This window comes from Stenotrophomonas sp. YJH_SMC_33 (assembly GCF_059372295.1).
Window position 1 is genome coordinate 575,634 of sequence record NZ_JCAFVJ010000001.1, and the last position, 14,364, is coordinate 589,997.

General features: G+C 65.4%; 13 protein-coding genes. 5 read left to right on the top strand and 8 right to left on the bottom strand.

The genetic code is table 11. The annotated features are described in order from the left end of the window. Positions 1 to 44 precede the first annotated feature (44 nt). Positions 45 to 968, bottom strand: coding sequence for an RHS repeat-associated core domain-containing protein (locus tag AC5P9W_RS02740; RefSeq protein WP_495218758.1), 924 nt, complete (start codon positions 966 to 968; stop codon positions 45 to 47). 539 nt (positions 969 to 1,507) lie between these two features. Here AC5P9W_RS02740 and AC5P9W_RS02745 point away from each other — a divergent pair. Further along, entirely contained in the window at positions 1,508 to 3,007 is a 1,500-nt protein-coding gene (locus AC5P9W_RS02745) for a YifB family Mg chelatase-like AAA ATPase (RefSeq protein WP_111098660.1), read from the top strand. Positions 3,008 to 3,170: 163 nt separating this feature from the next. Further along, the gene (locus AC5P9W_RS02750) at positions 3,171 to 3,704 is read left to right on the top strand and encodes a hypothetical protein (RefSeq protein ID WP_241744888.1); all 534 of its coding nucleotides are present in this window, start codon (positions 3,171 to 3,173) and stop codon (positions 3,702 to 3,704) included. A gap of 200 nt (positions 3,705 to 3,904) precedes the next feature. Here the strand turns inward: AC5P9W_RS02750 and AC5P9W_RS02755 are convergent, their stop codons facing one another. The 3 genes from AC5P9W_RS02755 to yidA all read right to left on the bottom strand — a co-directional run bounded on the left by AC5P9W_RS02755 (position 3,905) and on the right by yidA (position 7,891). Then, the gene (locus AC5P9W_RS02755) at positions 3,905 to 4,291 is read right to left on the bottom strand and encodes a hypothetical protein (protein ID WP_206621331.1); all 387 of its coding nucleotides are present in this window, start codon (positions 4,289 to 4,291) and stop codon (positions 3,905 to 3,907) included. A 105-nt stretch (positions 4,292 to 4,396) separates the two neighbouring features. Beyond that, positions 4,397 to 6,715: a TonB-dependent receptor gene (locus tag AC5P9W_RS02760; RefSeq protein WP_206621332.1), complete on the bottom strand. Its 2,319-nt coding sequence runs from the start codon at positions 6,713 to 6,715 to the stop codon at positions 4,397 to 4,399. A gap of 342 nt (positions 6,716 to 7,057) precedes the next feature. Then, a complete protein-coding gene (gene yidA, locus AC5P9W_RS02765; RefSeq protein ID WP_206621333.1) occupies positions 7,058 to 7,891 on the bottom strand; it encodes a sugar-phosphatase in 834 nt (277 codons plus the stop codon). Between the two features lie 149 nt (positions 7,892 to 8,040). Here yidA and AC5P9W_RS02770 point away from each other — a divergent pair, with 149 nt between their 5' ends. Next, on the top strand, positions 8,041 to 8,703 hold the full coding sequence (locus AC5P9W_RS02770; protein ID WP_111098655.1) for an exopolysaccharide biosynthesis protein: 663 nt from the start codon (positions 8,041 to 8,043) through the stop codon (positions 8,701 to 8,703). Between the two features lie 131 nt (positions 8,704 to 8,834). Here AC5P9W_RS02770 and AC5P9W_RS02775 read toward each other — a convergent pair whose 3' ends face one another. Further along, on the bottom strand, positions 8,835 to 10,145 hold the full coding sequence (locus AC5P9W_RS02775; protein WP_206621334.1) for a PQQ-dependent sugar dehydrogenase: 1,311 nt from the start codon (positions 10,143 to 10,145) through the stop codon (positions 8,835 to 8,837). Next, positions 10,138 to 10,578, bottom strand: coding sequence for a DUF2231 domain-containing protein (locus AC5P9W_RS02780; protein WP_021201954.1), 441 nt, complete (start codon positions 10,576 to 10,578; stop codon positions 10,138 to 10,140). The genes AC5P9W_RS02775 and AC5P9W_RS02780 overlap by 8 nt, the downstream gene beginning before the upstream one ends. Positions 10,579 to 10,887: 309 nt before the next feature. Between AC5P9W_RS02780 and AC5P9W_RS02785 the strand changes: the two genes are divergently transcribed. Together AC5P9W_RS02785 and AC5P9W_RS02790 are read left to right on the top strand one after the other, a co-directional pair. Then, positions 10,888 to 12,654 (top strand): S8 family serine peptidase, encoded by a 1,767-nt coding sequence (locus AC5P9W_RS02785; RefSeq protein ID WP_049441989.1) that lies wholly within the window; start codon positions 10,888 to 10,890, stop codon positions 12,652 to 12,654. After that, complete coding sequence (locus tag AC5P9W_RS02790; protein ID WP_197576016.1) at positions 12,654 to 13,232, top strand: DNA breaking-rejoining protein; 579 nt, start codon at positions 12,654 to 12,656, stop codon at positions 13,230 to 13,232. The genes AC5P9W_RS02785 and AC5P9W_RS02790 overlap by 1 nt, the downstream gene beginning before the upstream one ends. A 106-nt stretch (positions 13,233 to 13,338) precedes the next feature. Here the strand turns inward: AC5P9W_RS02790 and AC5P9W_RS02795 are convergent, their stop codons facing one another. Together AC5P9W_RS02795 and cyoD are read right to left on the bottom strand one after the other, a co-directional pair. After that, on the bottom strand, positions 13,339 to 14,019 hold the full coding sequence (locus tag AC5P9W_RS02795) for an SCO family protein (protein WP_111104520.1): 681 nt from the start codon (positions 14,017 to 14,019) through the stop codon (positions 13,339 to 13,341). Between the two features lie 11 nt (positions 14,020 to 14,030). After that, positions 14,031 to 14,363 (bottom strand): cytochrome o ubiquinol oxidase subunit IV, encoded by a 333-nt coding sequence (gene cyoD / locus AC5P9W_RS02800; RefSeq protein WP_005411473.1) that lies wholly within the window; start codon positions 14,361 to 14,363, stop codon positions 14,031 to 14,033. Position 14,364: the final 1 nt, after the last annotated feature.

The window sequence follows — 14,364 nt, forward strand, 5'->3', positions numbered from 1 at the left end:
CGCAGCGAGAAGCTGAGTGCCTATGAGGCCTTTCAGCAAGGGACTCATTTTTTCTTCTCCAGGTCCTTCTGCACGATAGTCGCCCCTGCTCCCGCCAGGCCCTGACCCGCTTGGGACGCCGCACCCTGGAGTGCCGATTGCCTGGGAATGGCAGTTCCGGTTGACGCAGTGGCACTTGCCATGTTCGGCCCACCTGGGCCGCGGGATTGACTCAGCCGTTGGAGTGATCCGCGCGCAGCTGGGCCTGCGAAATCACCCATGGCAACGCCAACCCCGGAGGCTGCCAATCCACCCGCTGCACTGCCAATCGCATTTGAAGCGACGCCCTCCGCCGTGATGGGTTGCCCTTTGATTGCGCTCTCTGCGGCGGAGCCAGCACCGCCCGCCACCGCATTGACCACGGTCTGTATGGCAACCGCACGCCCTACCGAAATCGTGCCGGAACCCACTGCCGCAACGGCCACTCCACCAGCGCCTCCGGAGACTGAGCCAACCGCAGCAGCAATGCCAGCCTCCACTTTGTCGATAGGCTTATCCGGATTCATGGCTTTCTGGACCGCGATGTCTGCGAGGCCGCCCAGGACGGCGCCGTAGATGAATGGCATTACCGGAACCCTTCCGTCCGGATCGGTGAAGGAGTACGGATTGCCATAAGCGTAGCTGTATCGATTGAAGTGTTTCGTGCTTGAATGCGTAGAGATCGGATCCACCGAGAGGAAGAGTCCCAACTGGGGATCATAGTAGCGCTGCTGCATGTAGCTCAGCCCAGTGGCAGCGTCGCTCACGTGTCCCGTATATCCAGGTCCATCCGCAACCTGCCTGCCAACAACGGCACCATAGGGTTCGTAGTCATAGCGCTTGACCACGTTGCCATTGGCGTCGGTCTCGGCAACCACCGAACCAAGCGCATCGGTATGAATGTAGGTGACCGTCTCGGCACTTGCCGATGGCGTCAGCGCCAGGCTCATCATTAGTGTGCAACAGAGCCAGGCCCCCCACGGGGCCCCGTTCGGGAATGCGCTTCGCCACCCCCAAAGGACGAGGGAAACACGACGATCAGCCTCCTCAAACGTTTCCATTCCCCCCATCCCCTTGAAAGAGCCTTCCAGCAAGATTCCGTCTTCATATCACAGCCCCCGATGGCTGGGGAAGTCACATTGAAAACCAGTGCGAGTCGACGTGAATCAAGCGGTGGCTGTTGCCACGCTGTTTTTCCAGAAGCATCCATGGTTGCACCACCTGGATGCCCCAAGTGGAATTGGCGTAGCGCTTGGAAATGCGTGGCCATGTGTAACCGACGCCATTCAATTTGAGTAGCACGTCAATTTGAGTAGCACGGCGAATTGGCGTCCATCGTTCACTTGATGGCCGAATCTTGCTTCCGCAGAGGAGGAAGGCATGCCCCAACCGTCTGCCGGAATCCCCCTAGCCGCTTCACCAGCAATTCCCGATATCCCATGCGGAACGCCTGCCGCACCATCAAGCATCCCTCTGCAGGAATCCACACATGAGCCTGGCGCTGGTCCACAGCCGTGCCCGCGCCGGGGTCGATGCCCCACTGGTGCGGGTGGAAGTGCACCTCTCTGGCGGCCTGCCTGCCACCCAGATTGTCGGCCTGGCCGAGACCAGCGTCCGCGAATCACGCGAGCGCGTGCGTGCCGCCCTGCTCTGCGCGCGCTTCGACTTTCCGCAGCGACGCATCACTCTGAATCTCGCGCCCGCCGACCTGCCCAAGGAAGGTGGACGTTACGACCTGGCGATTGCGCTGGGCATTCTTGCCGCGAGTGGTCAAGTCGATCCGCAGTCACTGCTGCAGTACGAATTCCTGGGCGAGCTTGGCCTGACCGGTGAGCTGCGGCCAGTGGCGGGTGCACTGCCCGCCGCAATTGCCGCCGCCGAGGCTGGGCGCATTCTGGTGGTGCCTCCGGGGAATGCCGCAGAGGCTGCGTTGGCCGAGCACGCCGATGTGCGTGTAGCGCGTACGTTGCTGGAATGCTGCGCCGGGCTGGGCAATCCGCGCCTGTTGCCACCCGTGGAGCGCGTGGACTCGACACCGTTGCCACTGCCCGATCTGGCCGACGTGCGCGGGCAGGCGCATGCACGGCGCGCGTTGGAAGTGGCCGCAGCAGGTGGTCACCATCTGTTGTTGATCGGTAGCCCTGGCTGCGGCAAGACGCTGTTGGCCTCGCGCCTGCCCAGCCTGTTGCCGGATACCGAAGAGACTGAGGCGCTGCAGCTTGCCGCGATTGCGTCGGTGAGTGGCGAAGGGCTGGACCCAAGACGTTGGCGGCAGCGGCCCTTTAGAGCGCCCCATCACAGCGCGAGCGCGGCGGCGCTGGTGGGTGGGGGCAACCCGCCCTGCCCCGGTGAAATATCACTGGCCCACCATGGAGTCCTCTTCCTTGATGAGCTCCCAGAATGGAACCGCAGCGCGCTGGAAACCCTGCGCGAGCCACTGGAATCCGGCCACATCCGCATCGCCCGCGCGGCACGCAGCGTGCAGTATCCGGCGCGCTTTCAACTGGTGGCGGCGATGAATCCCTGCCCCTGTGGCTGGGCCGGCGACCGCAGCAACCGCTGCCTGTGCAGCGACGAACGCATCAACCGCTACCGTGCGCGCGTGTCCGGTCCGTTGCTGGACCGCATCGATCTGCATATCAGCGTGGCGCGTATGGACGCGGTGGAGCTGCGGGAGAGCACGCCACTGGGTGAGCCCAGTGCTGCGGTACGTGCACGGGTGGAAGCCGCCCATGCCCGGCAGCAGGCACGTGGCGGGCTCAATGCACGTCTTCCGCCGGCGGCGCTGCGGGCGTGCACGAAGCTGAGCGAGGCCGATCAGGATCTACTTGAGCAGGCGATTGAACGTCTGCAGCTTTCCGCACGGGCGATGCACCGGATTCTGCGCGTGGCGCGCACGATTGCGGATCTGGCGGGTTGCGAGGGTATCCAGACCGCGCATCTGGCTGAGGCGATTGGCTATCGGCAGTTGGATCGGGGAAATGCATGAGCCTGATTGCCGGGAGCCCTCGTCCGCACGGGAGCAGCAACAATCAAAAAAATACCCCGGCCGCGTGCCCAGAAGGACAGAGACGGTACCGGGGTGTACCTGACCACCGTACCCCACACGGCGGCACACTGCAATCGGCATCAGTGGAGGCGTCCAGGCAGCGATGAGCCATGACAGATTCGAAGAAGCCCTTTCCCTGGAGCGCTTTGGCCGCTACCTGGATTGGGCGGGGGGCGACCGTAGCCGAGCCATCGCCCTGTATGGATGCAATACCCACTTGTCTGAAAGCCTCTACGCACCACTGCAGACGTTGGAAGTGGCACTGCGAAACCGCATCCACACCGTTCTGACCCAGGCCAAGGGCGAGGCGTGGTACGGCCGAGGCGCTGGCGCCCTGAAGGTTGCTCATCAACTCGAGCAGGTCGCCAAAGCCGTCAACGAATTGGTCAGAGCGGGAAAGACGGTAACAGCAGGCGGTGTGGTCGCCAGTCTCACCTTCAGTTTCTGGACAACAATGTTCAACAAGGACTACGAGGCCCTTTGGCAGCAGATCCTTCACCGGATTGCGGACCCCAGTGCGCCCAGGGGACTGAAGAGGAGGAGCTTCGGGACCGCTGACTCGCATACGCGTGCTACGCAACCGCATCGCCCATCACGAACCGATCCTCGGCTGGAACCTGCGCGGGCACCACGATGAGATTCTGACGCTGATCGAATGGCTATCGCCGCCCGCCGCGACATGGTGTCGTGAGAATAACCGCTTTCCTCAGGCATACCCGGAAGACGGAATCACCTTGGTATGTTCGCCCGAGTCGAATAGACGCTGACTGCGCGTGTCCTCCTGCGGCCGGGTGCGAAGAGCGGTCGACTAACAGTCGACCCCACCAAGGGCAGGCATCAGGCTGCCGAATGCAACCATCCCCGCTTCGCCAGCAACGCCACCCGACGGCTGACCAGCGCGTGCAGCTCCGCCAGCTCCGACGCCCGGTCAGCCGTCATGTTCCCGCCAAACAGCACCCGCGACAACGCCGCCTCGTCGCTGTCGTCCGGGTGCTGCCACCGGTCCCGGTACACCTTCTGGCACACCAGCCAGGCCAGCCGCAGCCCCCCACCGGGCAACGGACGGACCACGCGCTCGTAGACGTGCCAGAACTGGTACTCGGCCTGCAGGTCGATCACAGGTGTCACGGACGGCGCCTGCCGGGGCCGTCCTGGGCCCCGGATGCCGAACAGCGGGGTTCGCGGGTTGTACTGAGCCATGTCGACAGCATGACCCAGCAACATTGTGGGAACCTTGCGTCGCCGCCAGAAAATCCCTGTTGATTGCCCAAGGGGGGCCAGGTGGGTTTGGGGGGCCGCCAAGTGCATCCACGCATGGCGTGGATCTACCTAGAAGGTCATCGAGGTACTGAACATCAGCTGCCGTGGCGCGCTGCGCTGCAGGGTCTGGTAATCCCCAGAGAACGACGAGCCGGCAATAGTGGCGGTGCCGATGTTGTGGCGGTTGAACAGGTTGCTCACGTCCAGCCGCAGCTCCAGCCCCGGCACGGCGCTGTCGGCACCGAAGCGGTAGGCGGCATAGGTGTTGACCTGCCAGAACGTCGGTACGCGGATGTCGTTCTCGTAGGTGAAGGGCTGGCGCAGGTAGGAGGTGCTGGTGGCGCCAAAGCGCCAGTCACCAAAGTGGGCGGACAGGTCGCTGACCAGCGAGATCTGCGGGTAGCCCGGCTGGGCATTGCCCTTGATCGGGTACACCGTGTCGCCCACCACGAAATCGCTGTCGTAGTACGAACGGGCCACGGCCACACCCTGGTAGAACTGCAGGTGGTCGGTCAGGTCGGCGGTGATGCCGAGGTCTGCGCCGATCACATGCATCTTCGGCATCAGCCGCACCGTGTTGATCTGCGCGAACTGGGTGCCGATGGCGGCCGACAGCAGGCGGTTGCGGATGTCGTTGTAGAACACGTCGCCGGTAATCGTCAGCCGGTCGAAGCGGTGTGATGCGCCCACGGTGAGGTTCCAGTTCTTCTCCGGGCGCAGCGTGCCGGCCACGCGGTCGAACTCTTCCTGGTCGGTGATGGTCCATGCCGAGGCGGTGTAGCCGATGTTGCCGCGCTGGGCCACGCGGTAGCCGTTCATGGTGTTGGCCAGGTCGATGAAGGCGTCGGTGGATTCGGTCGGGCTCCAGAACAGCGAGACGTGCGGCAGGAAGTTGCTCTTCGCGCGCAGCGTGCCGTTCACCGGCCGGTCCTTGGCATCACCCAGGCCGCCACCGCGGGTGCGGAAGTCCACGGCCTTGAAGCCGACACCCAGCTTCAGCGTGTCGTTCAGCACGATGTCGTCCTGCAGGTAGAACTGGCGCGAGCGGGTCACCCAGCTCGATGCGTTGTCGGTCTTGAACGCGGGGCCGTACACGTCGAACGGGCCGGTGGCCTTCAGCGGCGGGCCCTCGCCCAGCAGTGGCTGCTGGTACCACTCGGTCTTGGCCGCGGCCTTGCTCTTCTCCTGCCAGAAACCGGCAGTGAAGGTGTGCGCGCCGGTCTCGAACTGCAGGTTGACCATGCCGCCCAGACGGTTGAGGCGCGGCGTCTGTACCTGTTCGGAGAACGGTGCGCCGTTGGGCGACGGTACGGTCGGGTCGGTCAGCGTGGCCTGGGTGTGGCTGTTGGCGTTGTACAGCTGCACGTTGCCACTCAGCGCCGGGGTGATCTGGAAGCGATGGTTGATCGATGACACGCGGTCGCGGGTGGTCTGGCCGGTGTCGTACGGAATCAGTTCGGACAGCTCACCGCACGTGTAGGCGCCGCAGGATTTGTCCGCGTTTTCCGGCGAAGCCACGTACCAGGCCCAAGCGTAGTCCGGATAGAAGATGTCGGCCTTCCAGCCCAGCTTGCGGATCATGTCGAAGGAGATGTTGTTGTAGCCCCAGACCTTGGCCTTGCTGTCGGACAGGAACACGGTGACATCGCCCCAGGCGACGTCCTGCTGCAGCTTCAGGTCGCCGCGCAGGAAGTTCTGCGTGCCCTCGCCCTGGTACTTGTCGGCGGACACGCGCTGCAGGTCGACCAGCACTTTCGGGCCATGCTCACCGAGCTGGCCGCTCTGCCCGGACACGGTGGTGACCAGCGTGTTGTTGCTGCCCACGCCCTGCTTCACGCGCAGGCTGGGCGTGTCCTGCAGCTCGCGCAGGCGGTATTCCAGGCTGCCGCCGTTGATGCTGCTGGAGAACACGCTGACCGGTGCGCCGCCAGGGCTGACCGTGATCGCGCCGATACCATCGGGCACGCCCACGTTCACCACGCTGGTGCCGGTGAGCGAGAGGAAGCCGTTGTCGTTCAGCGGCACGCCCTCGAAGGTGATGCCCATTTCATTCATGCGGAAGCCGCGCACGAACAGGCTGGTGGCCGAGATATCCAGACCCAGCCCATCGGTGGCGGTGTAGCTGGCACCGGGCACCTGCTTGAGCGTGGCCAGGCCGTTGTTGCCGGTGACCATCGCGTCGAGATCTTCGGCCTTGATGATGTAGCGGTTGGGACCGACCACCTGGGTCGGTGCCACGGCCGCACCGCGCGGTGTGGCGATGACCTGCAGGGCGTTAAGTGTAGTGGGCGTGTCGAGCGCGGCATCGTGCGTTTCTGCGGCGTACGCAGGGGCTGTGATGGCCGCGATGATCGCCAAGGCAAGGCGTGTCGTGGGTGGGGTGTTCATGGCAGCAGATCCAGGGTGCAGGGGGAAAGCGGCGCAGGCGCCCGCCCAGCGCGTTGCAGCGCCGATGTCGGCGCCCTGGCTGGCAGTGCGATTGCGTTGAGGGGGTAACAGCGCGGTGCGCGCCGGTCAGCAGATGAAGACGATCATCTGCCGCAGGATTCGATGGCGTGATTTCGACGTGCGGAATTCTTGCATCGCGCTGCCGCATCCGCCATTGCGCCGTGGTACAGCGGCGATGGCGGTGGGGATGGGTGGGCTATACGCGGGTATAGCCGTGGTCGGCGCTTGCCGATTGCGTGTGCCAACCAAGGTTGGCACCTACCAGTGCAAGGGGACGCGCGGTTACTGCAGGACGAAACGCTCAATGGCGCGCGCCACGCCTTCATCGGCATTGCTGGTGGTCTCGAACCGCGCCACCGCCTTCACCGCGTCGATGGCATTGCCCATCGCCACGCTGGTACCGGCGTATTGCAGCATGGTCAGGTCGTTCTCCTGGTCACCGATGGCCATCACGTTGGCGCGGTCGATGCCCAGGTGCTCGGCCAGCTTCTGCAGGCTCGGGCCCTTGCCGGCGCGGTGGTCGAACACTTCCAGGAAGAACGGCGCGCTCTTCAGTACCGCGAAGCGCTCGGTCAGTTCGCTCGGCAGGCGCGCGATGGCGGCATCCAGGACGTCCGGCGCGTCGATCATCATCAGCTTGATGAAGGACATCGATGGATCCATGTCCTCCACGCGACGATACGACAGCGGCATCCGCGAGAGATGCGAGTCGGCCACGGTGTAGTAGCTGATGTCCTGGTTGGGCGTGTACATGCGCCGGCTGTCCAGCGCCTGGAAGTGCACGCCCAGGTCGCGGGCCACCTGCTCGCAGAACAGGAAGTCGTCGAAGCTGAGCGGATATTCGACCACGGTTTCGCGCGTGCCGATGCGCTGCACCAGGCCGCCATTGCAGGCGATGCAGTAGTCGTCGTTGCCGGTGATGCCCAGCTCGTGCAGGTACGGCGCCAGGCCCGGAACCGGGCGGCCACTGGTCAGCACGATGTGCACGCCCAGCGCCCGCGCCTGCGCGATGGCCTTCCTGGCGCGGGAGGTGAGCTGGTGCGACGGGTCCAGCAGCGTGCCATCCATGTCGATGGCGACCAGTTCGATGGTCGATTGCCGGCGGCCCATGTCCATTGCGTTCAACTCGTGCGGGGCACGCCAGTTTACCCCCTCATGCCCGGTTCACCTCTTTGCCCACGTTGGCCGGGATACTGGGGGAGCCTGTGCGTCCCCCACCGCAGGACGGCCCGTTGACCGCCCTTCCCTGGAGAACCTTGCGACGCATGACCTACCGTGCCCCCGAAACCAATGACAGCGCGCCCCTGGCCCAGCAGATCGAGCAGATGATCGACGAGCTGCCCGGCGACCAGGTGCGCGTCGGCACCCTGCTCAGCGCGCTGGGCGATGAGGGCCTGCTGCTGATCGTGATCCTGCTCTCGGCCATCTTCATCATCCCGGTGTCGATTCCAGGGCTGAGCACCGTCTTTGGCGCCTCGATCCTGCTCATCGGCCTGAGCCGTGTGCGCGACCGCCCGCTGTGGGTGCCGCAGAAGCTGGCGCGTCGCGAGATCGCCACCGACAAGCTGAAGGCCAACCTCGGCCGTGCGCTGAAGTGGGTGCACCGCATGGAGCGGCTGTCGCGGCCGATGCGGCTGGCGGTGATGGTGCGCTCGAAGAAGATGATGCGCCTGAACAACCTGATGCTGGTGTTCGCGACCCTGCTGCTGATGGCGCCGGCCGGGCCGATTCCTTTCAGCAACACGCTGCCGGCACTGGCGCTGATGTCGTTTGCGATTGGCTTCATCCAGCGCGATGGCGCGGCGGTGGCGGCCGGTTATGGTTTCGTGGTGGCAACGGTGGTGTATTTCGGCGTGCTGCTGGGCGGCGTGGGGTTTGCCGCCGAGTCGGTGTTCAGCGGGTTCCGCAGCAGTACTGCGGAACTGTAGAGCCGAGCCCATGCTCGGCTGCTGTTCGCTCGGTGCACGGAAACCCGCGCGCTGCGCGCGTAAGCCGAGCATGGGCTCGGCTCTACAAAGGCCGGATCCACAGCAGTCGAGCGTGGCTCGACGCTACACAGCTATTTCGCCGACACCCGCCACACCACGTCGCCCACGTCGTCGGCCACAAGCAGCGCGCCTTCGGCGTCCATCGCCATGCCCACCGGTGCACCCATCAGGGTCTTCTCGTCCTTCGAGGCGAAGCCGCTGACCACGGTCTGCGGCCGCCCGGTCGGCTTGCCGTCCTTGAACGGTACGTAGACCACTTCGTAGCCACTTAGTGGCGAACGGTCCCAGCTGCCGTGTTCGCCGATGAAGGCACCGCCGTGGTACTGCGCCGGCAGTGCCTGGCCGGTATAGAACAGCAGGCCCAGCGGCGCCACGTGCGAGCCGATCGCGTAGTCCGGCACGATCGCCTTGGCCACCAGGTCCGGCCGCTGCGGCTGCACGCGCTCGTCCAAGTGCTGACCGTAGTAACTGTAGGGCCAACCGTAGAAACCATCTTCTTTCACCGAGGTCAGGTAATCCGGCACCAGGTCGGCACCGATCTCATCGCGTTCGTTCGCAACAGCCCACAACTTTCCGGTGCTCGGCTCCCAGTCCAGGCCGGTCGGGTTGCGGATGCCCGAGGCGAAGATGCGGCTGCCACGGGTGGCCACGTCCACTTCCAGCACCACCGCACGGCGGTATTCGACGGCCAGGCCGTTCTCGGTGATGTTGCTGTTGGAGCCCACGCCCACATACAGCTTGCGGCCATCACGGCTGGCCAGCAGTTCCTTGGTCCAGTGGTGGTTGATGGTGCTGGGCAGGTCGGTGAACTCGCGGCCCTTGTCCGACATGCGGGTTTCGCCGGGCACGTAGTGGTACTGCATGATGTTGCCGGTGTTGGCCACGTACAGCGTGTCGCCGATCAGCTGGATGCCGAACGGCGAATGCAGGCCCTCGATGTAGACATGCTGGGTCCACGTGTTCGTTCCCGGCGCGCGGCGCAGCAGGGTGACCCGGTTCCCGCCCTTGCCGGCCTTGCCCGAGCGCGCTTTGACCTTGCCGGCAATCCACTGCTTGGGCGTGGTGACCGGTTCTTCGCCGGGGCCGTTGCCTTCCACCACCAGTACGTCGCCATTGGGCAGGGTCAGCAGGCGCCGCGGATGCTGCAGGTTGGCGGCGATGCGCTCGATCTTCAGGCCCTCGGCCACCGTGGGGGTCTGTCCATCAGCCCAGCCGACGCCCTTGGGCACCTGCATCGGCGGCATCAGGAAGTTGGCCGGCTTGGGCAGCGGCGGCTGCGGGCCCGACTGGTCGGCGGGATGGTATTCAGCCTTGCCTGCGCAGGCCGACAGCATCACGGCCAGCGCCAGGGCGCCCATGGTGGGCAGGATGTGCTTAGCCATGACGACCTCCCTGCAGCACCGGCGGCTGCAGTGACAGCAGGATCAGACCCAGGGCGATCAGGGCCACGGTCAGCGCCGACAGGATCGTGCCCGGCACCGCAACGGCGTACGCATCGCGGCTGTGCACGAAGGCGTTCCAGATGGCCAGCACCACCGCGACCAGGTTGAGCAAGAAGTCGATGCGGTCGATGCGGGTGGCTGTGCCGTTGCGGCGCCAGACCGCGAACAGGTTGATCAGGCGCGGCACGATGGCGATCAGCAGGCCGAAGGTGATCAGCCAGGCGGCCGCCTTGCCCCACATCACCTCGGCGCTGTTGAGGTAGATCGCGTCGAAGATCAGTGCGCCGACGAAGAAACCGAAGGGTATCGGGTTCAACAGGCTGAACAGTGTGGTGCCGAGGCCGCGATGGGCCTGGGCGAGCGGATTGACCATCATCGTGCTCCGTGCGGAAGGGTGCACGGGCTGTAGTAGCACAGCGCGATGTGAGGGCGCGCGATGACACATGGTAGATCCACGCCATGCGTGGATATGCGGGCCAACCAAGGTTGGCGTCCACCAGATGCGGGGCTCGGCAGTCGTCATTACCCCGCGGCATAAGCGTTTGTGACGCAATCGGCACATCTGCAGATTGGGTGTGTGAAGAGGTAGGGGGTTCTTCGTTGTGTCGCGTTTGGCTCGTTGCGATGGGGCAGATCCGCCCCGCCGTCCTGCCATGCCGATTCACAACAGAAGGATTCGTGTATGAAGCGACACACGCAACGCTCCGCGCCACCGCGCTCTGCGCGCCTGGCCCTCGCCACTGCCCTGGTGCTGGGCAGCCTGGCCGTCACCGCCCAGGCCCAACAGGCCGATCCACTGGCGGGGATACAGTGGCACCTGCTCAACACCGGGCAGACTGTCCCGGCTGACACACTGCCGGTGGCCGGCAACGACCTGAACGTGGATGGCCTGTTCCGCAATGGCATCCGTGGCCAGGGCGTCACCATCGCCATCGTCGATGACGGCCTGCAGATCGCGCACCCTGACCTGGCCGCCAACGTGGCGGCGGTGGCCGGCAAGAACTTCACCAATGGCTCGAACAACCCCACCCCGACCAACCCGGATGTCGACAACCACGGCACCATGGTCGGCGGCATTGCGGGCGCGGTGGGCGCCAACAACCTGGGCGTGCGCGGTGTGGCGCCGGCGGCGACGCTGAAGGGCTTCAACCCGATTTCGCGCTCGGCCCTGGGCAACCAGCAGAGCAACATCGAGTACGCCTGGTGGGACGGCGCGGAGTCGGCCGACGTGCAGGTGTTCAACAACAGCTGGGGCGCCGGCCCGGGCAATCCGAACCTGCCGCTGGCGTACAGCGAAAACACGATTCGTTCGTACGAGCAGGCGCTGTCGGGTACGCGCGGTGGCCGCGGCGGCATCTACGTGAAGTCGGCCGGCAACAACTTCAACAATGCCTCGATCAGCCAGACCCAGGATGTCTGCACCACCGACACCAAGAACCGCAACACCGGCTGCGTGCCGGCTGGCCGCGACCCGCGCAACAACCTGTTCAACGTCATCACCGTAGGCGCGGTGCGCGCCGATGGCGTGCGCTCGTCGTATTCGTCCACCGGCTCGGCGCTGTGGGTCTCGGCCTTTGGCGGCGAGTACGGCCTGCAGGCGCAGTACGCGCCCGGCCTGGTGGCACGCGCCTACGACCCGGCCATCGTCACCACCGACGTGACCGGGTGCGCGCAGGGCAGCAACAAGAACACCAACCGCCAGAACACCCTGGACAGCAACCTGTCGGCCATCGACAGCACCTGCAACTACACCGCCAAGATGAACGGCACCTCGGCGTCGGCGCCGATGGTCTCGGGCGTGGCGGCGCTGGTGCTGGAAGCCAACCCGAACCTGTCCTATCGCGATGTGAAGTACATCCTGGCCACCACCGCCACCCGCAACCACCCGAACCAGCCGGCGGTGACGCTGGCCGACGGCCGCACGCTGGTGCCGGGCTGGACGGTGAATGCTGCCGGCCGTGCCTACAGCAACTGGTATGGCTTCGGCGTGGTCAACGCTGCACGCGCGGTGCAGGTGGCCGAGAACTTCCAGTCGCTCGGTGCGCTGGTCGACAGCGGCTGGCGCAACACCACGCGTACCGTGGCCATCGGCAACACCTCGGCCGCCGCCGCACGCCTGACCTTCCAGCTGGCCAACGGCGCGCGCAACATCGAGAGCGTGCAGCTGGGCTTCCGGGTCAACCACCGCAACACGCGCCAGCTGCAGTTCGTGCTGGTGTCGCCCAGCGGCACCCGCAGCGTGGTGCAGCCGGCGTTCACCGCGATCGGTTCGGGCACGGGTGGCGCGCAGAGCAACTTCACCAGCTGGGACCTGCTGTCCAGCAATGCCTTCCTGGATGAGAACGCCACAGGCACCTGGACGCTGGAAGTGACCGACATGGGGCAGGCCGCGACCGCTGCATCGCGTGGCAACCTCGAATTCTTCAAGATCCGCGTTCTGGGGCACTGATGATGAAGACGACCATTCTGTTGAGCACGCTCACCTTCGCGGTGATGACCTCCCCTGCCTGGGCACAGAGCTCGGGGCAGACCCCTCCGGCCAGGACCCTGTCGACCGTGGATGCGCAGGAACTGAAGGCATCCGCTACCGGCCGCACATTCGACGTGGGCGGCACGCGTTTCCAGCTGTCGCCCTCGGCAACGGTAAAGCAGGCCAGCGGCGGCCAGTTCACGATCACCCCGCAGGCGGCGGCGACCACCAGCGCGCGTACCAAGCGTTCGCTGGATGGCGCCACCGCCGCGCCTGCTGATGCCGGTGCCGGCAAGTTCGCGGCGGCGGTGTCCCGTGACGGCGCGCCGGTGGTGGCGACCTCGCGGGTCAAGGTGTTCTTCACCGATGCAGCCTCGGCCCAGCGCGCAGCCGCCGCCACTGGCGGTACCGTGGTGAAGGTCTCCAAGGCTTCAGGCCAGGCCATCGTGGAGTACCCGTCGGTGAACGCGGCGCTGGATGCGACCACCAGGCTGCTGTCCATCGCCGGTATCCGCGCGACCGAGCCGGACGTGGTGCAGTGGGAAGAGACCAAGTAAGGCGTTGAGTGGTGCCCCTGGCCGGTTGGCTCTCCTGGCCGGCCGGGGGATGGGTGTGTGGGGAAGTGCCGACCAACGGTCGGCACCCACCGCGGTGGGGGTGACGTCAGCGCGCGGCGAGTGTGTCGCTTTGCTTGAGACTGCAGCTGGCCAGTGCGTCGTTGCCGGCGGCGGGATGAGCGGGCTCCAGCAGCAGGCGCTGCACGTCGGAAAACAGCTTGTCCACCGGCATGCCATAGGGCGCGAACAGGCGCAGGCGGCCCTGGCGGTCGAACACGTAACCGCCCGCGATATGGCTCATGGTGTAGGTCTCCGGCACCTGGCCGGGTTCCTTCTCGTAGAACGCCTTGAAGTCGCTGGCCATCGCGGCCAGCTGCGCTTCGTTGCCGACCAGCGCGATTGCCTTGGGGTCGAACGCTTCCACGTAGGTCCGCGCAACCTCCGGGGTGTCGCGGGCCGGGTCGACGCTGACGAACACCACCTGCAGCTGGTCGGCATCCTTGCCCATCAGGTGCTTGACCTGGCTCAGCTCGACCATGGTGGTCGGGCACACATCCGGGCAGCTGGTGAAGCCGAAGAACAGATAGGTCACCTGCCCCTGCAGGTCCTTCGGGCCACGCACGGTGCCGCGGCTGTCGGGCATCGACCAGTGCTGGCCGAGCTCTTCGCAGGCGATGTCCTTGGAGTAGAAGTCCATGCGCGACTGCGCACTGCAACCGGCCAGCAGGCCGAGCAGCAGGCCTGCGGCCAGCCGCAGGCCACGGTGGGGGAACGCGATGCCTTTCACGGTTCGCAGGCTCAGTTGATCATCATGTGGTAGTGCATGCTCCAGATGATCCACACCGACAACGCGACGATGATGAACAGGATCACCAGGGTGAACACGAAGCTGGCCAGGTTCCAGCCACCTTCGGACTTGCGGTCCATGTGCAGGAAATAGACCAGCTGTACCAGGATCTGCGCCACCGCGAAGCCGACCAGCAGGAACAGCGTGAGCGGCCGCGACAGCACCGGGTTCATCACCAGTGCGAACGGCACCACGGTCAGCAGCGCGCACAGCACGAAGCCGATCAGGTAGGACTTGGTGGAGCCGTGCGCATTGCCGGCGCGCGAGGTTTCGACGTGGGCCATG